Source organism: Streptomyces sp. NBC_00353, from assembly GCF_036108815.1.
GTDB lineage: Bacteria > Actinomycetota > Actinomycetes > Streptomycetales > Streptomycetaceae > Streptomyces.
Genome location: NZ_CP107985.1, coordinates 4,639,892 through 4,657,533, shown reverse-complemented (window position 1 = coordinate 4,657,533; position 17,642 = coordinate 4,639,892). Strand labels below are relative to the sequence as shown.

Below are 17,642 nucleotides of genomic sequence, written 5' to 3'. Positions count from 1 at the left end.
TGAATGCCCCCGGCCCCGGCATCCCAGCAAAGATCACCTGGCGCCGATGAAGCAAGGCGTACAGAACCACTCCACAGGAGGACCCAGTGGCGAAGGCGAAGTTCGAGCGGACTAAGCCGCACGTCAACATCGGCACCATCGGTCACATTGACCACGGTAAGACGACCCTCACGGCCGCCATTACCAAGGTGCTGCACGACGCGTACCCGGACCTGAACGAGGCCTCGGCCTTCGACCAGATCGACAAGGCTCCTGAGGAGCGCCAGCGCGGTATCACGATCTCGATCGCGCACGTCGAGTACCAGACGGAGTCGCGTCACTACGCGCACGTCGACTGCCCGGGTCACGCCGACTACATCAAGAACATGATCACGGGTGCGGCGCAGATGGACGGCGCCATCCTCGTGGTCGCCGCCACCGACGGCCCGATGCCGCAGACCAAGGAGCACGTGCTCCTGGCCCGCCAGGTCGGCGTTCCGTACATCGTTGTCGCCCTGAACAAGGCCGACATGGTGGACGACGAGGAGATCCTGGAGCTCGTCGAGCTCGAGGTCCGTGAGCTCCTCTCCGAGTACGAGTTCCCGGGCGACGACCTGCCGGTCGTCAAGGTCTCGGCGCTCAAGGCGCTCGAGGGCGACAAGGAGTGGGGCCAGTCGGTCCTGAACCTGATGGCCGCCGTCGACGAGGCGATCCCGCAGCCCGAGCGTGACGTCGACAAGCCGTTCCTGATGCCGATCGAGGACGTCTTCACGATCACCGGTCGTGGCACCGTCGTCACCGGTCGTATCGAGCGTGGTGTCCTGAAGGTCAACGAGACCGTCGACATCGTCGGTATCAAGCAGGAGAAGACCACCACCACGGTCACCGGCATCGAGATGTTCCGCAAGCTGCTCGACGAGGGCCAGGCCGGTGAGAACGTCGGTCTGCTCCTCCGTGGCATCAAGCGCGAGGACGTCGAGCGCGGCCAGGTCATCATCAAGCCCGGTTCGGTCACGCCGCACACCGAGTTCGAGGCCCAGTCGTACATCCTGTCGAAGGACGAGGGTGGCCGTCACACCCCGTTCTTCAACAACTACCGCCCGCAGTTCTACTTCCGTACCACGGACGTGACGGGCGTTGTGACCCTTCCCGAGGGCACCGAGATGGTCATGCCGGGCGACAACACCGTCATGAACGTCGTGCTGATCCAGCCGGTCGCCATGGAAGAGGGCCTGAAGTTCGCCATCCGTGAGGGTGGCCGGACCGTGGGCGCCGGCCAGGTCACCAAGATCCTCAAGTAATTACTTGACGGTCTGACCTGGTTGCTCCGCACAGAGCACCGAGGAGGGCCCCGGCCCGCCGCGCAAGCGGTGGACCGGGGCCCTTCGTCATTCCCCGGTGCACGCGGTCACGGACGCCAGAGCCGGGGGGCGGCGTCCGGGCCCAGGCCGACGACTGCCGGGCGTCCCAGGCCCGCGACGTACAGGGCGGGACCGTCCAGTGCCACCGGCCCTTCCACGCGTACCGACAGCCGTTCGCTCGTACGCAACTGGATCCGGCCCTCCTCGGTGCGGCCCAGCAGCACCGGCCCGAGCGGCGAGTCGGCGACGCTCACCGGCCCGTACCCGTCGAAGTCCGTCCGCTCCACCGCCGCACCCCCGGTGACGGCCGTCAGCCGAGCCCGCGCCGCCGCCCGGTACAGCAGTTCGACGGAACCGTCCGTGGTGATGCGAGCGGCGGGCCCGTCGCCCGGCACCGGCGCCCCGTCGATCTGCCGCTGGACGGTCAGCCGCGCTCCGGGTGTCTCCTGCCTCCAGTGGTGCACCGCGTGATGACCGGCGCCGTGGACATGGACCAGGCCGTGGCCGTCCACCACGGCGCTCAACCCGTCCTGGACCTCGCCGCCGCCCAGGTCCGTCCACTCGCCCCACCGGCCGAACGCGGCCCGTACCCGTGTGCTCACGCCCTTGTCGGCGTTCCGTACGAAGAGATGGACCCGCCCGTCGGGTGCGGTCACCGCCACCGGGACGCCGATCCGGCGGCCCCGGTCCGGTGCCGGTTCCGGGTTGCCCAGTCCGCGCCAGGCGCGGAAGGCGCCGCCCCGGGAGCTCTGTTCCAGGAGCGCGATCTCCCGTTGGTTCGCCGCCCCGTGCCCGCCGAGCGCCGCGAAGCGCAGCCCGAACAGGAGCAGCCTGCCGTCCGCCGTCACGGCCTGGCCCAGTACCGGCGCGAAGGGCCCGCCGCCGAGATCGTCGGGCCCGTCCCAGACCCCGCTGCCGGGGGCGCTCTCGCGCCACCGCACCAACCGCAGCCCCAGTACCCCGTAGACGGCGAGCCGCCCGTCCGATTCGGCGGAGACGGTGGGGCGGGGGCCGGGGTAGCGGTAGCGGGTGGAGCGGACCCAGCCCTTCCTGTTGGTCAGGGGCCGGTCGCCGCCCACGTTGTAGTCACCGCATCCCGCCTGGTTCCCGCACTGCCAGTCGGCCTCGCCGCCGTACGGGACCAGGCGCGCGGCCTTCTCCCTCAGCACCCCTTCCGGCAGGTTCTTCGGCCAGTGCCGGTTGTAGTAGCCGCGGAAGGCGGTGGTGACGAACCGCGGCACGCCCCCGCCGTCCTCGGTCGCGCGGGCCACCCAACGGATCAGCGCCGCCCAGGCGAACGAGGCGGTCGCGGTGTGGTCGGCGTGGTCGGAGTAGCCGGGCTGCTCGATGTCCTGCCGGCGGACGGCCTCGGTGCTGTGCTGGATGTCCGGGTCCGGGTCGAGTGTGTGGACGACGGTCGGCCGGTACCGGTCGAGCAGCCCGACGAGGGCATCGATCAGCCCGTCGTACGTGTACGCACCCGCCCGCTCCAGCGGTGAGTCGGCGGCGACGACGGTGCGCAGGTTCAGCGCCCGGTCGTGCCAGAGGCTGGGCAGGCCGAGCCGGCCGCGGCCGATGTGCATCGCCGTATTGAGGAAGATCAGCTCGACCCGTCGGCCGCCGCCCACCAGGGTGTTGATCTCCGCCCGATGTCCGCCGGCCAGACCGAGGACGGACTTGTGCCAGCGGGTGAACATCGGCAGTCCGAGCTGGGCCGCGTAGGTCTGGCGCAGCCCCTGGTGCCGGGCCGAGGAGTACGCGGCCTTGTCGGGGGCGGGCCGTGCCCGGCCGGGGATCCTGTTGAGGCCGGCGGCCTCACCGGCGGTGAGGTACACACAGACCAGCGGGGTCCCGGCGGCCAGGGCCTGCTGGGTGTCCGGGTTCATGAAGTACAGGTCGTCGTCCGGGTGGGCGAGGATCTGCATCATCAGGGCCGGCCGGGGGCCGGCGACCGGGAGGCCGGGGGCCGGGTCCGCCATGGGACCGCTGCGCCGCGGAGCCGGTACGGAACAGGCGCCGACGCCCATCAGAGCGGCTGCGGCGGCGGCTCGGACGATGCTGCGCCGGCGCACCCCGCCACTGCCCCATTCAGGGCCGGATCGATCCGTCACGCGCCGTACTCCGTCCGCTCACCCCGTCCGAGCGGCCGGTCGGGTGCCGCTTCCCGCGGCAGATTAGACGGCGATCGGGGCGCTGACGGTGAGTGTCGCTGCTACACGCCGGAGCGGCGCACCAGATAGACATCGATCGGGTCCTCGTGCTCCAGCGTGAACCCGTGACGTTCGTACAGCCGACGTGCCGCGCTGCCCTGCAAGACATCGAGGCGGACGTCCGCCCCGTCCTCGTCGGCGCGCTCCAGCAGGGTCCGCAGGACGGCTGAGCCGATCCCCCGGCCATGGATCGCGGGGGAGAGGTAGAAGTTCTCCAGCCACCAACCGTTCGCGACCGGACGCATGGTGACGCAGCCGGCGAACTCGCCGTCCGCGAGGACGACCGAGGTGTGCTCGGGCGCGAAGATGTCCCGCAGCCGTTGCCGTACGCGATGTTCGTCGTACCGGCCGAGGCGCTCCAGATCCGGGCGCATGACGAGGGCCCGGAGTTCGGTCATGGCCTCGAGATCCGCCGGTTCCGCCGGGCGCAGCGTCCAGGCCGGCTTGGTGATCGTATCCATGGCCGGAGTATTCCAGCGGCCGTGCGGCAGGCCGGATCGGGCCCGGTCACGGGCGTGCGGCGTGCTGTTGGTCACGGTGGCGGGCCGGGCCGGAGTGGGCGTGTGCGGACCTGTCGACGTCGCCGCAGCTCCCTGGCGACGTCCGGCTGCGTTTGACCGGTCGGCCACGGGGGGTAAGATCCTCCGCCCGATTGGCCAGCGCCGTGCCGCATATGGCACACTGACCAGGTTGCTCGGTTGAGTGTCAATGCTGCGCGCCTCCCGCCGGGAGGACTGGAAGCGAGTCCCACAGTACTCGTCGGCCCCATGCGGGCCGGACGTACGGGAATCTTCCGGGAAGTGACAGTGGGGCGCCGACCAGGCACCCGGTGGGTGTTCCGCCCCCGGTTCCGCGGTCTCATGGCCCGCACCCCCTTGGTTGGGAATTCCTTCGGGAGTTCTGCGTAGAGGGGATGCGACACGCCCGACCGCGTGGGTCGGAGGTGGGGTTACGAGAGCCCTCGGGTTCCAGAGCGTTACGAGAGACAGGACTACTAGTAGCCATGGCGGGACAGAAGATCCGCATCCGGCTCAAGGCCTACGACCACGAGGTCATCGACTCCTCGGCGAAGAAGATCGTCGAGACGGTGACCCGCACTGGTGCGTCGGTCGCGGGCCCGGTGCCGCTGCCCACTGAGAAGAACGTGTACTGCGTCATCAAGTCGCCGCACAAGTACAAGGACTCGCGCGAGCACTTCGAGATGCGCACGCACAAGCGCCTCATCGACATCCTCGACCCCACGCCGAAGACGGTTGACTCGCTCATGCGTCTCGACCTGCCGGCCGGCGTCGACATCGAGATCAAGCTCTGAGGTGACGCGCGAGATGGCTAAGAACATTAAGGGCGTCCTGGGCGAGAAGCTCGGCATGACCCAGGTCTGGGACGAGAACAACCGGGTTGTCCCGGTGACCGTCGTCAAGGCCGGGCCCTGCGTCGTCACCCAGGTCCGCACGAACGACAGCGACGGCTACGAGTCGGTCCAGATCGCCTTCGGCGAGATCGACCCGCGCAAGGTGAACAAGCCCCTCAAGGGCCACTTCGCCAAGGCCGACGTGACCCCGCGCCGCCACCTGGTGGAGCTCCGCACCCCTGACGCCAGCGAGTACACGCTGGGCCAGGAGGTCACTGCCGCAGTGTTCGAGTCCGGCGTCAAGGTTGACGTCACGGGCAAGAGCAAGGGCAAGGGCTTCGCCGGTGTGATGAAGCGCCACAACTTCAAGGGTGGCAAGGCGTCCCACGGTGCCCACCGTGTGCACCGCATGCCCGGCTCCATCGGTGGCTGTGCCACCCCCGGCCGTGTCTTCAAGGGCATGCGCATGGCGGGTCGCATGGGCAACGAGCGCGTCACCACCCAGAACCTGACCATCCACGCGGTTGACGCGGAGAAGGGTCTGCTCCTCATCAAGGGCGCAGTCCCCGGTCCGAACGGCGGCCTCGTCCTGGTCCGTACCGCGGCCAAGGGGGCTTGAGGTAATGAGCACCATTGACATCCTTTCGCCGGCAGGCGACAAGGCCGGTACCGTCGAGCTCCCCGCGGAGATCTTCGACGCGAAGACCAGCGTTCCGCTGATCCACCAGGTCGTTGTCGCTCAGCTGGCTGCTGCCCGTCAGGGCACGCACAAGACCAAGCGTCGCGGCGAAGTCCGTGGTGGTGGCCGCAAGCCGTACCGCCAGAAGGGCACCGGCCGCGCCCGCCAGGGTTCGACCCGTGCGCCGCAGTTCGTCGGCGGTGGCGTCGTCCACGGCCCGCAGCCGCGTGACTACTCGCAGCGCACCCCGAAGAAGATGAAGGCCGCCGCCCTGCGCGGTGCCCTCTCCGACCGGGCACGCCACTCCCGCATCCACGTCGTCACCGGCGTGGTCGACGGTGCAGTCTCCACGAAGGCAGCCAAGACGCTGTTCGGCAAGATCTCGGAGCGCAAGAACCTGCTCCTGGTCGTCGACCGCGCCGACGAGGCCGCGTGGCTGTCCGCCCGCAACCTGCCCCAGGTGCACATCCTGGAGCCGGGCCAGCTCAACACGTACGACGTGATCGTCTCCGACGACGTGGTCTTCACCCAGGCCGCTTTCGAGTCCTTCGTGTCTGGCCCCAAGGCCGATGAGACCGAAGGGAGCGACGCCTGATGAGCGAGGCGACCGTAACCAGCAAGACCTTCACGGACCCGCGCGACGTTCTCGTCAAGCCGGTCGTTTCCGAGAAGAGCTACGCGCTGCTCGACGAGAACAAGTACACGTTCATCGTCGCGCCCGGCTCCAACAAGACCCAGATCAAGCAGGCCGTGGAAGCGGTCTTCTCGGTCAAGGTCACCGGGGTCAACACGATCAACCGGCAGGGTAAGCGCAAGCGCACCAAGACCGGTTTCGGCAAGCGCGCCGACACCAAGCGCGCCATCGTGACCCTCGCCGAGGGCGACCGTATCGACATCTTCGGCGGTCCGACCGCCTAAGGGCGGTCTGGATCGTCCGAAATCGGACGAGGACTGAGAAATGGGTATCCGCAAGTACAAGCCGACGACCCCGGGCCGTCGTGGCTCCAGCGTCGCCGACTTTGTCGAGATCACGCGGTCCACGCCGGAGAAGTCGCTGGTCCGCCCCCTGCACAGCAAGGGCGGCCGTAACAACGCCGGTCGTGTGACCGTTCGCCACCAGGGCGGTGGCCACAAGCGCGCCTACCGAGTGATCGACTTCCGTCGTCACGACAAGGACGGCGTGCCGGCCAAGGTCGCGCACATCGAGTACGACCCGAACCGCACCGCGCGCATCGCGCTCCTGCACTACGCGGACGGCGAGAAGCGCTACATCATCGCGCCGCGTGGACTGTCGCAGGGCGACCGTGTCGAGAACGGCCCGGCCGCCGACATCAAGCCCGGCAACAACCTGGCGCTGCGCAACATCCCGGTCGGTACGACCCTCCACGCCATCGAGCTGCGGCCCGGCGGCGGCGCGAAGTTCGCCCGTTCCGCGGGTGCCTCCGTGCAGCTGCTGGCGAAGGAGGGCACCATGGCCCACCTTCGTATGCCGTCGGGTGAAATCCGCCTGGTCGACGCCCGCTGCCGCGCCACGATCGGCGAGGTCGGCAACGCCGAGCAGTCGAACATCAACTGGGGCAAGGCCGGCCGCATGCGCTGGAAGGGCGTTCGCCCGACCGTCCGCGGTGTCGCGATGAACCCGGTTGACCACCCGCACGGTGGTGGTGAAGGCAAGACCTCCGGTGGTCGCCACCCGGTCTCGCCGTGGGGTCAGAAGGAGGGTCGTACTCGCTCGCCGAAGAAGGCATCGAGCAAGTACATCGTCCGCCGCCGCAAGACGAACAAGAAGCGCTAGGAGCGGGTTTAGATGCCGCGCAGTCTCAAGAAGGGGCCCTTCGTCGACGGCCACCTCATCAAGAAGGTGGACGTACAGAACGAGGCAGGCACCAAGAACGTCATCAAGACCTGGTCCCGTCGCTCGATGATCGTCCCGGCCATGCTGGGTCACACCATCGCGGTGCACAACGGCAAGATTCACGTCCCGGTGTTCGTCACCGAGTCGATGGTCGGCCACAAGCTCGGCGAGTTCTCGCCGACTCGCACCTTCCGCGGCCACGTCAAGGACGACCGGAAGTCGAAGCGCCGCTAACGCGGGGTGACTGACTATGACTTACACCGAAGGGACAACCATGGAAGCCAGGGCCCAGGCGCGGTACATCCGCGTCACGCCCATGAAGGCCCGCCGCGTGGTGGACCTCATCCGTGGCATGGATGCCACGGAGGCTCAGGCGGTCCTGCGTTTCGCCCCGCAGGCCGCGAGCGTGCCGGTTGGCAAGGTGCTTGACAGCGCCATTGCCAACGCTGCACACAACTACGACCACACCGACGCCTCTTCGCTGGTCATCAGCGAGGCGTACGTGGACGAGGGCCCGACCCTGAAGCGGTTCCGTCCGCGTGCTCAGGGCCGTGCCTACCGGATCCGTAAGCGGACCAGCCACATCACCGTGGTCGTCAGCAGCAAGGAAGGAACCCGGTAATGGGCCAGAAGGTAAACCCGCACGGGTTCCGGCTCGGCATTACCACGGACTTCAAGTCCCGTTGGTACGCCGACAAGCTGTACAAGGACTACGTCAAGGAAGACGTCGCCATTCGTCGCATGATGACGAAGGGCATGGAGCGGGCCGGCATCTCGAAGGTTGAGATCGAGCGCACCCGCGACCGCGTCCGCGTTGACATCCACACCGCCCGCCCGGGCATCGTCATCGGTCGCCGTGGCGCCGAGGCCGACCGCATCCGTGGCGAGCTGGAGAAGCTGACCGGCAAGCAGGTCCAGCTGAACATCCTCGAGGTCAAGAACCCCGAGGTGGACGCTCAGCTGGTGGCCCAGGCCGTCGCCGAGCAGCTCTCCTCCCGCGTCTCCTTCCGTCGTGCAATGCGCAAGAGCATGCAGAGCTCGATGAAGGCCGGCGCCAAGGGCATCAAGATCCAGTGCGGTGGCCGCCTCGGCGGCGCCGAGATGTCCCGCTCGGAGTTCTACCGCGAGGGCCGTGTGCCCCTGCACACGCTCCGTGCGAACGTCGACTACGGCTTCTTCGAGGCCAAGACGACCTTCGGCCGCATCGGTGTGAAGGTCTGGATCTACAAGGGCGACGTCAAGAACATCGCCGAGGTCCGCGCCGAGAACGCTGCTGCCCGCGCTGGCAACCGCCCGGCCCGTGGCGGCGCTGACCGCCCGGCCGGCCGTGGTGGCCGTGGTGGCGAGCGTGGCGGTCGCGGTCGCAAGCCGCAGCAGTCCGCGCCGGCAGCCGAGGCCCCCAAGGCCGAGGCTCCCGCCGCCGCTGCTCCGGCTGAGAGCACCGGAACGGAGGCCTGACCGAAATGCTGATCCCCCGTAGGGTCAAGCACCGCAAGCAGCACCACCCGAAGCGCAGCGGTATGTCCAAGGGTGGCACGCAGGTTGCGTTCGGCGAGTACGGCATCCAGGCGCTGACCCCGGCGTACGTGACGAACCGCCAGATCGAGGCAGCTCGTATCGCGATGACCCGCCACATCAAGCGTGGCGGCAAGGTCTGGATCAACATCTACCCGGACCGCCCCCTGACGAAGAAGCCTGCCGAGACCCGCATGGGTTCCGGTAAGGGTTCTCCCGAGTGGTGGATCGCGAACGTCAAGCCCGGTCGGGTGATGTTCGAGCTGTCCTACCCGAACGAGAAGATTGCTCGTGAGGCGCTTACCCGCGCTGCTCACAAGCTTCCGATGAAGTGCCGGATCGTTCGGCGCGAGGCAGGTGAGTCGTGATGTCGGCCGGTACCAAGGCGTCCGAGCTGCGCGAGCTGGGCAACGAGGAGCTCCTCAACAAGCTCCGCGAGGCCAAGGAAGAGCTGTTCAATCTCCGCTTTCAGGCGGCGACCGGTCAGCTCGAGAACCACGGCCGGCTCAAGTCCGTCCGTAAGGACATCGCCCGGATCTACACCCTGATGCGCGAGCGCGAGCTGGGCATCGAGACGGTGGAGAGCGCCTGATGAGCGAGAAGACTGTGACTGAGACGAACACCGACCGCGGTTTCCGCAAGACCCGTGAGGGTCTGGTCGTCAGCGACAAGATGGACAAGACCGTCGTCGTCGCTGTCGAGGACCGTGTCAAGCACGCGCTGTACGGCAAGGTCATCCGCCGTACGAACAAGCTCAAGGCGCACGACGAGCAGAACGCCGCCGGCGTCGGCGACCGTGTCCTCCTCATGGAGACCCGGCCGCTGTCCGCCACGAAGCGGTGGCGCGTCGTCGAGATCCTCGAGAAGGCCAAGTAATTCCTGAGGGGCACTCCCCTCAGGCAAGTTCCGCCAGGCTCGGTGGGGTTCGGATCCACACAGGTCCGAACCCCGCCGGGAACCGGCAGACGATCAGGAGATAGACGTGATCCAGCAGGAGTCGCGACTTCGCGTCGCCGACAACACGGGTGCGAAGGAAATCCTCACCATCCGTGTTCTCGGTGGTTCGGGTCGCCGCTACGCGGGCATCGGTGACGTCATCGTCGCCACCGTCAAGGACGCGATCCCCGGTGGCAACGTGAAGAAGGGTGACGTCGTCAAGGCCGTCATCGTTCGCACCGTCAAGGAGCGTCGTCGTCAGGATGGCTCGTACATCCGCTTCGACGAGAACGCCGCCGTCATTCTGAAGAACGACGGCGACCCCCGCGGCACCCGTATCTTCGGCCCGGTGGGCCGTGAGCTGCGCGAGAAGAAGTTCATGAAGATCATCTCGCTCGCGCCGGAGGTGCTGTAAGCATGAAGATCAAGAAGGGCGACCTGGTTCAGGTCATCACCGGTAAGGACAAGGGCAAGCAGGGCAAGGTCATCGTGGCCTATCCCGTGCAGAACCGTGTCCTCGTCGAGGGTGTCAACCGGGTCAAGAAGCACACGAAGGCCGGTCAGACGGCTCGCGGCTCGCAGACCGGTGGCATTGTCACCACCGAGGCCCCGATTCACGTCAGCAACGTTCAGCTGATCGTGGAGAAGGACGGCAAGAAGGTCGTCACCCGCGTCGGCTACCGCTTTGACGACGAGGGCAAGAAGATCCGCGTTGCCAAGCGGACCGGTGAGGACATCTGATGACTGCCACCACTGCGCCGCGTCTGAAGACGCGCTACCGCGAGGAAATCGCTGGCAAGCTGCGTGAGGAGTTCTCGTACGAGAACGTCATGCAGGTTCCCGGTCTGGTCAAGATCGTGGTCAACATGGGTGTGGGCGACGCCGCCCGCGACTCCAAGCTGATCGATGGCGCCGTGCGCGACCTCACCACGATCACCGGCCAGAAGCCGGCCGTCACCAAGGCCCGCAAGTCCATCGCGCAGTTCAAGCTGCGCGAGGGTCAGCCGATCGGCTGCCACGTCACCCTCCGTGGTGACCGGATGTGGGAGTTCCTGGACCGTACGCTGTCGCTCGCGCTGCCGCGTATCCGTGACTTCCGTGGCCTGTCGCCGAAGCAGTTCGACGGCCGTGGCAACTACACCTTCGGTCTCACGGAGCAGGTCATGTTCCACGAGATCGACCAGGACAAGATCGACCGGGTCCGGGGCATGGACATCACCGTGGTCACCACGGCGACCAATGACGACGAGGGTCGTGCCCTCCTTCGTCACCTCGGCTTCCCGTTCAAGGAGAACTGACCGTGGCGAAGAAGGCTCTGATCGCTAAGGCCGCCCGTAAGCCGAAGTTCGGCGTTCGCGGGTACACCCGCTGCCAGCGCTGCGGCCGGCCCCACTCCGTCTACCGCAAGTTCGGCCTGTGCCGCGTGTGCCTTCGTGAGATGGCTCACCGTGGCGAGCTGCCGGGCGTGACCAAGAGTTCCTGGTAATTCTTCTTCGCCCTCTGGGCGTTGGGAATTGACGGAAGCTCTCGGTAAGCATCTGGTCGGCAGGAGCCCGGCCTCACATGCCGTAGGCTTGTGGGGTTGGGCGCCTGCCGCCCAAGACCGACTTACTACGCCGTAGGTCCCCGCACCGCACCCGTCCCGCCACTGAGTGGGGAGAGGGATGGCGCATACAGGAAACCCCGGCGAGAGAGGCCGAAGGCCAATTCATGACCATGACTGATCCCATCGCAGACATGCTCACGCGTCTGCGTAACGCGAACTCGGCGTACCACGACTCCGTCGTGATGCCGCACAGCAAGATCAAGTCGCACATCGCGGAGATCCTCCAGCAGGAGGGCTTCATCACGGGCTGGAAGGTCGAGGACGCCGAGGTTGGCAAGAACCTCGTCCTCGAGCTGAAGTTCGGCCCGAACCGCGAGCGCTCGATCGCCGGCATCAAGCGAATCTCGAAGCCGGGTCTGCGTGTATACGCAAAGTCCACCAACCTGCCGAAGGTCCTCGGCGGCCTGGGCGTGGCGATCATCTCCACGTCCCACGGTCTCCTGACCGGCCAGCAGGCTCAGAAGAAGGGCGTAGGTGGGGAAGTCCTCGCCTACGTCTGGTAGTCGGGAACGGAGGAATAGCTAATGTCGCGAATCGGCAAGCTCCCCATCCAGGTTCCCGCCGGTGTGGACGTCACCATCGATGGCCGTACGGTCGCGGTGAAGGGCCCCAAGGGTTCCCTCTCGCACACCGTTGCGTCGCCGATCGAGGTCACCAAGGGTGAGGACGGCGTCCTGAACGTCGTCCGCCCGAACGACGAGCGTCAGAACAAGGCCCTTCACGGCCTGTCCCGCACGCTGGTGGCGAACATGATCACCGGTGTGACCCAGGGATACACCAAGGCGCTCGAGATCAGTGGTGTCGGTTACCGAGTCCAGGCGAAGGGCTCCAACCTGGAGTTCGCCCTGGGCTACAGCCACCCGATCCTGATCGAGGCCCCGGAGGGCATCACCTTCAAGGTGGAGTCCCCCACGAAGTTCTCCGTCGAGGGCATCGACAAGCAGAAGGTCGGCGAGACCGCGGCCAAGATCCGCAAGCTGCGGAAGCCTGACCCGTACAAGGCCAAGGGCGTCAAGTACGCCGGCGAGGTCATCCGCCGCAAGGTCGGAAAGGCTGGTAAGTAGCCATGGCATACGGCGTAAAGATCGCCAAGGGCGACGCGTACAAGCGCGCTGCCCTCAAGCGTCGCCACATCCGCGTCCGCAAGCACATCTCCGGTTCGCCGGAGCGTCCCCGCTTGGTCGTGACGCGTTCCAACCGCCACATGGTCGCTCAGGTCATCGACGACATCGCGGGCCACACGCTCGCGTCGGCGTCGACCCTGGACGTGTCCATCCGTGGTGGCGAGGGTGACAAGAGCGCCCAGGCCAAGCAGGTCGGCGCCCTGGTCGCCGAGCGCGCCAAGGCTGCAGGCGTCGAGGCCGTCGTGTTTGACCGCGGTGGCAACCAGTACGCCGGGCGGATTGCCGCTCTGGCTGACGCCGCCCGTGAAGCCGGGCTGAAGTTCTAAGCCCCGGTTCCTACGCACAGCGGACGTAACAGAGAGAGGTAAATCCAATGGCTGGACCCCAGCGCCGCGGAAGCGGTGCCGGTGGCGGCGAGCGGCGGGACCGGAAGGGCCGTGACGGCGGCGCAGCTGCCGCCGAGAAGACCGCGTACGTTGAGCGCGTTGTCGCGATCAACCGCGTCGCCAAGGTTGTGAAGGGTGGTCGTCGCTTCAGCTTCACCGCGCTGGTCGTGGTGGGCGATGGTGACGGCACCGTCGGTGTCGGTTACGGCAAGGCCAAGGAAGTTCCCGCGGCCATTGCCAAGGGCGTGGAAGAAGCCAAGAAGAACTTCTTCAAGGTTCCGCGTATCCAGGGCACCATCCCTCACCCGATCACGGGTGAGCGGGCCGCGGGTGTCGTGCTGCTGAAGCCGGCTTCCCCCGGTACCGGTGTTATCGCCGGTGGCCCGGTGCGCGCCGTTCTGGAGTGCGCCGGCGTTCACGACATCCTGTCGAAGTCGCTTGGCTCGTCCAACGCGATCAACATCGTGCACGCGACCGTGGCGGCCCTCAAGGGCCTGCAGCGTCCCGAGGAGATCGCGGCTCGCCGTGGTCTGCCCCTCGAGGACGTCGCCCCCGCGGCTCTGCTTCGTGCACGTGCGGGAGCGGGTGCGTAATGGCTCGCCTCAAGATCACGCAGACGAAGTCGTACATCGGCAGCAAGCAGAACCACCGCGACACCCTTCGTTCGCTCGGGCTCAAGCGCCTGAACGACGTGGTTGTCAAGGAGGACCGTCCCGAGTTCCGCGGCATGGCTCACACCGTCCGCCACCTCGTGACGGTTGAGGAGGTCGACTGACATGGCGGAGAACAAGCCGCTGAAGGCTCACGACCTCCGGCCTGCCCCGGGCGCCAAGACCGCCAAGACCCGTGTGGGTCGTGGTGAGGCGTCCAAGGGTAAGACCGCTGGTCGTGGTACCAAGGGCACGAAGGCCCGCTACCAGGTTCCGGAGCGCTTCGAGGGTGGCCAGATGCCCCTCCACATGCGTCTCCCGAAGCTCAAGGGCTTCAAGAACCCGTTCCGCACCGAGTACCAGGTCGTGAACCTGGACAAGCTCGCGACGCTCTACCCCGAGGGTGGAGAGGTCACCGTGGCCGACCTGGTCGCCAAGGGTGCGGTGCGCAACAACCACCTCGTCAAGGTCCTCGGACAGGGCGAGATCTCCGTGGCGCTGCAGGTTTCGGTTGACGCCGTCTCCGGCTCCGCCAAGGAGAAGATTGCCGCCGCCGGCGGCACCGTCACTGAGCTCGTCTGAGACAACTCGGACAACTCGATGGCCTGAACATCCGACCGGGGATGCCTCTTATTTGGGGCATCCCCGGTTGGTCGTTCCTAGGGGGGCATGGTCGCCGGTAAGGTGGCCAGCACTGTTGCTGTGGTAACCCCTGGGCCCACGCCCAGGAATCTTTGACTGTTACGTATTCGTCGATCCTCAAGACCGTCACCTCTCGCTCTGCGCGGGGGTCGCAGGAGGCACCGTGCTCACCGCGTTCGCCCGGGCGTTCAAGACGCCCGACCTGCGCAAGAAGCTGCTCTTCACGCTCGGCATCATCGTGCTCTACCGGCTCGGGGCACACATCCCGGTACCGGGAGTGAGCTACGAGAACGTCCAGACCTGTGTTGACCAGGCAAGCAAGGGCAACAACAGCCTCTTCGGCCTGGTGAACATGTTCAGCGGTGGTGCACTGCTGCAGATCACGATCTTCGCGCTCGGCATCATGCCGTACATCACGGCCAGCATCATTCTTCAGCTGCTGACCGTGGTTATTCCCCGACTCGAGGCGCTCAAGAAGGAGGGGCAGTCCGGCCAGGCCAAGATCACGCAGTACACGCGTTATCTGACCGTCGCGCTCGCCATCCTCCAGGGCACCGGCCTGGTGGCCACCGCCACCAGCGGTGCACTGTTCAGCGGCTGCCCGGTCGCCGACCAGATCGTTCCGAACCACTCCATCTTCACGACCATCGTCATGGTGGTCACGATGACCGCGGGTACCGCCGCCGTCATGTGGCTCGGTGAGCTCATCACCGACCGCGGCATCGGCAACGGCATGTCGATCCTGATGTTCATCTCGATCGCCGCCAGCTTCCCCGGCGCCCTGTGGGCCATCAAGCAGAGCGGCAAGCTGGCCGACGGCTGGATCGAGTTCGGCACCGTCATCCTGGTCGGCTTCGTGATGGTGGCCCTCGTGGTCTTCGTCGAGCAGGCCCAGCGTCGGATTCCGGTGCAGTACGCGAAGCGCATGATCGGCCGCAGGTCCTACGGGGGTACCTCCACGTACATCCCGCTGAAGGTGAATCAGGCGGGTGTGATTCCCGTCATCTTCGCTTCTTCGCTGCTCTACATCCCGGCCCTGATCGTCCAGTTCTCCAACTCCACGGCGGGCTGGGCCACATGGATCAAGGACCACTTCGTCAAGGGCGACCACCCGTACTACATCACGGCGTACTTCCTGTTGATCGTCTTCTTCGCCTTCTTCTATGTGGCGATTTCGTTCAACCCCGAGGAAGTCGCCGACAACATGAAGAAGTATGGTGGCTTCATCCCGGGTATCCGGGCTGGTCGACCTACTGCCGAGTACCTGAGCTACGTGCTCAACAGGATTACTTGGCCGGGCTCGCTGTACCTGGGTCTGATCGCTCTGGTGCCGACGATGGCGTTGGCAGGCTTCGGTGGCGCTAACCAGAACTTCCCGTTCGGCGGGACGAGCATCCTCATCATCGTGGGTGTGGGTCTGGAGACCGTGAAGCAGATTGAGAGTCAGCTCCAGCAGCGCAATTACGAAGGGTTCCTCCGCTGATGCGAATCGTCCTCGTCGGGCCGCCCGGTGCCGGCAAGGGAACGCAGGCTGCGTACCTTGCCAAGAACCTGTCGATTCCGCAGATCTCCACGGGCGACCTCTTCCGCGCCAACATCAGCCAGGGCACTGACCTTGGCAAGCAGGCCCGCGCCTACATGGACGCAGGCCAGCTGGTGCCGGACGAGGTCACCATCGGGATGGCCAAGGACCGCATGGCCCAGCCGGACGCCGCGAACGGTTTCCTGCTCGACGGCTTCCCCCGCAACGTGGGACAGGCCGAGGCCCTTGACGCGATGCTCAAGGACGAGGGCGCCAAGCTGGACGCGGTCCTGGACCTGGAGGTCCCCGAGGACGAGGTGGTCAAGCGCATCGCCGGCCGCCGCATCTGCCGGAACGACGGTTCGCACGTCTTCCACGTCACGTACAACCAGCCGAAGACCGAGGGTGTCTGCGACATCTGCGGCGGCGAGCTGTATCAGCGTGACGACGACACGGAGGACACGGTCCGGACCCGGCTCGAGGTCTACCACACGCAGACCGAGCCGATCATCGATTACTACCGGTCCCAGGGCCTGGTGGTCACGATCTCCGCGCTCGGCAAGGTCACGGACGTGACCGAGCGGGCGATGGAGGCCCTCAAGAAGTCCGGCGAGGACTGAGGAAACACCCGTAGTAGCTGTACGGCCGGCCGCGGCGTCCTTGGGCGCCGCGGCCGGCTCTGTTTGCGCCGTATCGTGGAGTACGCCGCAGCACCCGTCACCCTTCGATACCCGTCCGATGCAGAGAGGCGCCGCGTAATGGTGCAGATCAAGACCCCCGAGCAGATCGCGAAGATGCGTGAGGCAGGGCTGGTGGTCGCTGCCATTCACGCGGCCACGCGGGAAGCGGCGGTGCCCGGTGCCACCACCCAGGACCTGGACCAGGTCGCGCGCAAGGTGATCGCCGACCACGGTGCGAAGTCGAACTTCCTCGGGTACGGCGGGTTCCCCGCGACCATCTGCACCTCGGTCAACGAGGTCGTCGTCCATGGCATCCCGGACGACAAGACCGTCCTCAAGGACGGCGACATCATCTCCATCGACGCCGGCGCGATCGTCGACGGCTGGCACGGCGACGCCGCGTACACCGCGTTCGTCGGCACCGGTCACGCTCCGGAGCTCATCGAGCTGTCCCGGGTGACCGAGGAGTCCATGTGGGCCGGGATCGCCGCGATGAAGGTGAACAACCGCCTCGTCGACATCTCGAAGGCGATCGAGTCCTACATCCGCCGCCAGCCCCGCCCCGCCACCGGTAAGTACGGGATCATCGAGGACTACGGCGGCCACGGCATCGGCACCGAGATGCACATGGACCCGCACCTGCTGAACTATGTCGCGCGCAAGCGCGGCAAGGGCATCAAGCTCGTACCCGGCGTCTGCCTGGCGATCGAGCCGATGGTCTCGCTCGGTACGGCGCAGACCGAGGTTCTCCAGGACGACTGGACGGTCATCACGACGGACGGCACCTGGTCCTCCCACTGGGAGCACTCGATCGCCCTCACCGAGCAGGGCCCCCTGGTCCTGACGGCCCCCGACTGCGGCCGCGCGAAGCTCGCGCAGTACGGCGTCGAGGCGGCCCCGGACCCGCTGGGCTGATCGCCGACCCGACGGACGGAGTCCGGCGCAGCGGGCCGAAGCTTGTGGGTCGGCATCGAGGCGGCCCCGGACCCGCCGGGCCGAGAACGCGCGCCCGGGCAGGTCTAAGGATCTACTCTGGTGGGCAAACTTGACGGATTCGTCTTTTGGGGTCCGCTGACGTAGACTGACTCGTCGGCTCTCGTGCATCCGTGTGTCCACATACGGGGCAGAGGGTCGATCAAGGTAGCC

The 17,642-nt window shown here is 66.7% G+C and carries 27 protein-coding genes; 25 read left to right on the top strand and 2 right to left on the bottom strand.

The features are described from left to right. Positions 1-86 precede the first annotated feature (86 nt). Positions 87-1,280 (top strand): elongation factor Tu, encoded by a 1,194-nt coding sequence (gene tuf, locus OHA88_RS20980; RefSeq protein WP_328626635.1) that lies wholly within the window; start codon positions 87-89, stop codon positions 1,278-1,280. A gap of 107 nt (positions 1,281-1,387) precedes the next feature. Here tuf and OHA88_RS20975 read toward each other — a convergent pair whose 3' ends face one another. Both OHA88_RS20975 and OHA88_RS20970 read right to left on the bottom strand, forming a co-directional pair. Further along, positions 1,388-3,451, bottom strand: coding sequence for a PIG-L family deacetylase (locus OHA88_RS20975; RefSeq protein ID WP_443044259.1), 2,064 nt, complete (start codon positions 3,449-3,451; stop codon positions 1,388-1,390). A 101-nt stretch (positions 3,452-3,552) separates the two neighbouring features. Next, complete coding sequence (locus OHA88_RS20970) at positions 3,553-4,011, bottom strand: GNAT family N-acetyltransferase (protein ID WP_328626634.1); 459 nt, start codon at positions 4,009-4,011, stop codon at positions 3,553-3,555. 542 nt (positions 4,012-4,553) lie between these two features. Between OHA88_RS20970 and rpsJ the strand changes: the two genes are divergently transcribed. The 24 genes from rpsJ to map all read left to right on the top strand — a co-directional run bounded on the left by rpsJ (position 4,554) and on the right by map (position 17,411). Then, entirely contained in the window at positions 4,554-4,862 is a 309-nt protein-coding gene (gene rpsJ, locus OHA88_RS20965; RefSeq protein WP_003948644.1) for a 30S ribosomal protein S10, read from the top strand. A 13-nt stretch (positions 4,863-4,875) separates the two neighbouring features. After that, positions 4,876-5,520, top strand: coding sequence for a 50S ribosomal protein L3 (rplC, locus tag OHA88_RS20960; RefSeq protein WP_030914132.1), 645 nt, complete (start codon positions 4,876-4,878; stop codon positions 5,518-5,520). 4 nt (positions 5,521-5,524) lie between these two features. Further along, positions 5,525-6,175 carry a 50S ribosomal protein L4 gene (rplD, locus tag OHA88_RS20955; RefSeq protein ID WP_030914133.1) on the top strand — a complete coding sequence of 217 codons (651 nt, stop codon included), beginning with the start codon at positions 5,525-5,527 and terminating at the stop codon, positions 6,173-6,175. Next, positions 6,175-6,498 (top strand): 50S ribosomal protein L23, encoded by a 324-nt coding sequence (gene rplW / locus OHA88_RS20950; protein ID WP_030914135.1) that lies wholly within the window; start codon positions 6,175-6,177, stop codon positions 6,496-6,498. Before rplD ends, rplW begins: the two co-directional genes overlap by 1 nt. A 40-nt stretch (positions 6,499-6,538) precedes the next feature. Next, complete coding sequence (gene rplB / locus OHA88_RS20945) at positions 6,539-7,375, top strand: 50S ribosomal protein L2 (RefSeq protein WP_267003009.1); 837 nt, start codon at positions 6,539-6,541, stop codon at positions 7,373-7,375. Positions 7,376-7,387: 12 nt separating this feature from the next. After that, positions 7,388-7,669 (top strand): 30S ribosomal protein S19, encoded by a 282-nt coding sequence (rpsS, locus tag OHA88_RS20940; RefSeq protein ID WP_003966956.1) that lies wholly within the window; start codon positions 7,388-7,390, stop codon positions 7,667-7,669. Between the two features lie 40 nt (positions 7,670-7,709). Further along, positions 7,710-8,057 (top strand): 50S ribosomal protein L22, encoded by a 348-nt coding sequence (gene rplV / locus OHA88_RS20935; RefSeq protein WP_004571827.1) that lies wholly within the window; start codon positions 7,710-7,712, stop codon positions 8,055-8,057. After that, positions 8,057-8,893 (top strand): 30S ribosomal protein S3, encoded by an 837-nt coding sequence (rpsC, locus tag OHA88_RS20930; RefSeq protein WP_030914139.1) that lies wholly within the window; start codon positions 8,057-8,059, stop codon positions 8,891-8,893. The genes rplV and rpsC overlap by 1 nt, the downstream gene beginning before the upstream one ends. Positions 8,894-8,898: 5 nt before the next feature. Beyond that, positions 8,899-9,318 carry a 50S ribosomal protein L16 gene (gene rplP / locus OHA88_RS20925; protein WP_014047785.1) on the top strand — a complete coding sequence of 140 codons (420 nt, stop codon included), beginning with the start codon at positions 8,899-8,901 and terminating at the stop codon, positions 9,316-9,318. Continuing rightward, positions 9,318-9,542 carry a 50S ribosomal protein L29 gene (gene rpmC, locus OHA88_RS20920; protein ID WP_015035581.1) on the top strand — a complete coding sequence of 75 codons (225 nt, stop codon included), beginning with the start codon at positions 9,318-9,320 and terminating at the stop codon, positions 9,540-9,542. The genes rplP and rpmC overlap by 1 nt, the downstream gene beginning before the upstream one ends. Next, complete coding sequence (rpsQ, locus tag OHA88_RS20915; protein ID WP_030977953.1) at positions 9,542-9,826, top strand: 30S ribosomal protein S17; 285 nt, start codon at positions 9,542-9,544, stop codon at positions 9,824-9,826. The genes rpmC and rpsQ overlap by 1 nt, the downstream gene beginning before the upstream one ends. Before the next feature lie 106 nt (positions 9,827-9,932). Further along, complete coding sequence (gene rplN / locus OHA88_RS20910; protein ID WP_003966950.1) at positions 9,933-10,301, top strand: 50S ribosomal protein L14; 369 nt, start codon at positions 9,933-9,935, stop codon at positions 10,299-10,301. A 2-nt stretch (positions 10,302-10,303) separates the two neighbouring features. After that, positions 10,304-10,627: a 50S ribosomal protein L24 gene (gene rplX, locus OHA88_RS20905; RefSeq protein ID WP_266982596.1), complete on the top strand. Its 324-nt coding sequence runs from the start codon at positions 10,304-10,306 to the stop codon at positions 10,625-10,627. Beyond that, a complete protein-coding gene (gene rplE / locus OHA88_RS20900; RefSeq protein ID WP_006126888.1) occupies positions 10,627-11,184 on the top strand; it encodes a 50S ribosomal protein L5 in 558 nt (185 codons plus the stop codon). Before rplX ends, rplE begins: the two co-directional genes overlap by 1 nt. 2 nt (positions 11,185-11,186) lie before the next feature. Then, entirely contained in the window at positions 11,187-11,372 is a 186-nt protein-coding gene (locus OHA88_RS20895) for a type Z 30S ribosomal protein S14 (protein ID WP_003948630.1), read from the top strand. 224 nt (positions 11,373-11,596) lie between these two features. Continuing rightward, positions 11,597-11,995, top strand: a complete 399-nt coding sequence (rpsH, locus tag OHA88_RS20890; RefSeq protein WP_005313538.1) for a 30S ribosomal protein S8 — start codon at positions 11,597-11,599, stop codon at positions 11,993-11,995. A gap of 21 nt (positions 11,996-12,016) precedes the next feature. Continuing rightward, on the top strand, positions 12,017-12,556 hold the full coding sequence (gene rplF / locus OHA88_RS20885) for a 50S ribosomal protein L6 (RefSeq protein WP_267003005.1): 540 nt from the start codon (positions 12,017-12,019) through the stop codon (positions 12,554-12,556). A gap of 2 nt (positions 12,557-12,558) precedes the next feature. After that, positions 12,559-12,942: a 50S ribosomal protein L18 gene (gene rplR, locus OHA88_RS20880; RefSeq protein WP_030914149.1), complete on the top strand. Its 384-nt coding sequence runs from the start codon at positions 12,559-12,561 to the stop codon at positions 12,940-12,942. A 47-nt stretch (positions 12,943-12,989) separates the two neighbouring features. Further along, positions 12,990-13,595, top strand: coding sequence for a 30S ribosomal protein S5 (rpsE, locus tag OHA88_RS20875; protein WP_030977962.1), 606 nt, complete (start codon positions 12,990-12,992; stop codon positions 13,593-13,595). Continuing rightward, positions 13,595-13,777 carry a 50S ribosomal protein L30 gene (gene rpmD, locus OHA88_RS20870; protein WP_030914154.1) on the top strand — a complete coding sequence of 61 codons (183 nt, stop codon included), beginning with the start codon at positions 13,595-13,597 and terminating at the stop codon, positions 13,775-13,777. The genes rpsE and rpmD overlap by 1 nt, the downstream gene beginning before the upstream one ends. A gap of 1 nt (position 13,778) precedes the next feature. Next, positions 13,779-14,234, top strand: coding sequence for a 50S ribosomal protein L15 (gene rplO / locus OHA88_RS20865; RefSeq protein ID WP_018550610.1), 456 nt, complete (start codon positions 13,779-13,781; stop codon positions 14,232-14,234). A 223-nt stretch (positions 14,235-14,457) separates the two neighbouring features. Continuing rightward, the gene (secY, locus tag OHA88_RS20860) at positions 14,458-15,777 is read left to right on the top strand and encodes a preprotein translocase subunit SecY (protein WP_030914158.1); all 1,320 of its coding nucleotides are present in this window, start codon (positions 14,458-14,460) and stop codon (positions 15,775-15,777) included. Continuing rightward, positions 15,777-16,436: an adenylate kinase gene (locus OHA88_RS20855; protein WP_030977966.1), complete on the top strand. Its 660-nt coding sequence runs from the start codon at positions 15,777-15,779 to the stop codon at positions 16,434-16,436. Before secY ends, OHA88_RS20855 begins: the two co-directional genes overlap by 1 nt. Before the next feature lie 138 nt (positions 16,437-16,574). Next, positions 16,575-17,411 carry a type I methionyl aminopeptidase gene (gene map, locus OHA88_RS20850; protein WP_326605298.1) on the top strand — a complete coding sequence of 279 codons (837 nt, stop codon included), beginning with the start codon at positions 16,575-16,577 and terminating at the stop codon, positions 17,409-17,411. The last annotated feature ends 231 nt before the right edge of the window (positions 17,412-17,642 follow it).

Excerpts from the sequence above, each read along its gene's own strand:
- OHA88_RS20855 (WP_030977966.1), top strand. The coding sequence starts at position 15,777 with ATGCGAATCGTCCTCGTCGGGCCGCCCGGTGCCGGCAAGGGAACGCAG.
- rpsQ (WP_030977953.1), top strand. The coding sequence starts at position 9,542 with ATGAGCGAGAAGACTGTGACTGAGACGAACACCGACCGCGGTTTCCGC.
- rpsE (WP_030977962.1), top strand. The coding sequence starts at position 12,990 with ATGGCTGGACCCCAGCGCCGCGGAAGCGGTGCCGGTGGCGGCGAGCGG.
- rplE (WP_006126888.1), top strand. The coding sequence starts at position 10,627 with ATGACTGCCACCACTGCGCCGCGTCTGAAGACGCGCTACCGCGAGGAA.
- rplF (WP_267003005.1), top strand. The coding sequence starts at position 12,017 with ATGTCGCGAATCGGCAAGCTCCCCATCCAGGTTCCCGCCGGTGTGGAC.
- rplR (WP_030914149.1), top strand. The coding sequence starts at position 12,559 with ATGGCATACGGCGTAAAGATCGCCAAGGGCGACGCGTACAAGCGCGCT.
- rplW (WP_030914135.1), top strand. The coding sequence starts at position 6,175 with ATGAGCGAGGCGACCGTAACCAGCAAGACCTTCACGGACCCGCGCGAC.
- rplP (WP_014047785.1), top strand. The coding sequence starts at position 8,899 with ATGCTGATCCCCCGTAGGGTCAAGCACCGCAAGCAGCACCACCCGAAG.
- rpsJ (WP_003948644.1), top strand. The coding sequence starts at position 4,554 with ATGGCGGGACAGAAGATCCGCATCCGGCTCAAGGCCTACGACCACGAG.
- rpmD (WP_030914154.1), top strand. The coding sequence starts at position 13,595 with ATGGCTCGCCTCAAGATCACGCAGACGAAGTCGTACATCGGCAGCAAG.
- map (WP_326605298.1), top strand. The coding sequence starts at position 16,575 with ATGGTGCAGATCAAGACCCCCGAGCAGATCGCGAAGATGCGTGAGGCA.
- rplX (WP_266982596.1), top strand. The coding sequence starts at position 10,304 with ATGAAGATCAAGAAGGGCGACCTGGTTCAGGTCATCACCGGTAAGGAC.
- rpsH (WP_005313538.1), top strand. The coding sequence starts at position 11,597 with ATGACCATGACTGATCCCATCGCAGACATGCTCACGCGTCTGCGTAAC.
- rplV (WP_004571827.1), top strand. The coding sequence starts at position 7,710 with ATGGAAGCCAGGGCCCAGGCGCGGTACATCCGCGTCACGCCCATGAAG.
- rplD (WP_030914133.1), top strand. The coding sequence starts at position 5,525 with ATGAGCACCATTGACATCCTTTCGCCGGCAGGCGACAAGGCCGGTACC.
- rpsC (WP_030914139.1), top strand. The coding sequence starts at position 8,057 with ATGGGCCAGAAGGTAAACCCGCACGGGTTCCGGCTCGGCATTACCACG.
- rplO (WP_018550610.1), top strand. The coding sequence starts at position 13,779 with ATGGCGGAGAACAAGCCGCTGAAGGCTCACGACCTCCGGCCTGCCCCG.
- rpsS (WP_003966956.1), top strand. The coding sequence starts at position 7,388 with ATGCCGCGCAGTCTCAAGAAGGGGCCCTTCGTCGACGGCCACCTCATC.
- rplC (WP_030914132.1), top strand. The coding sequence starts at position 4,876 with ATGGCTAAGAACATTAAGGGCGTCCTGGGCGAGAAGCTCGGCATGACC.
- OHA88_RS20970 (WP_328626634.1), bottom strand. The coding sequence starts at position 4,011 with ATGGATACGATCACCAAGCCGGCCTGGACGCTGCGCCCGGCGGAACCG.
- rpmC (WP_015035581.1), top strand. The coding sequence starts at position 9,318 with ATGTCGGCCGGTACCAAGGCGTCCGAGCTGCGCGAGCTGGGCAACGAG.
- rplB (WP_267003009.1), top strand. The coding sequence starts at position 6,539 with ATGGGTATCCGCAAGTACAAGCCGACGACCCCGGGCCGTCGTGGCTCC.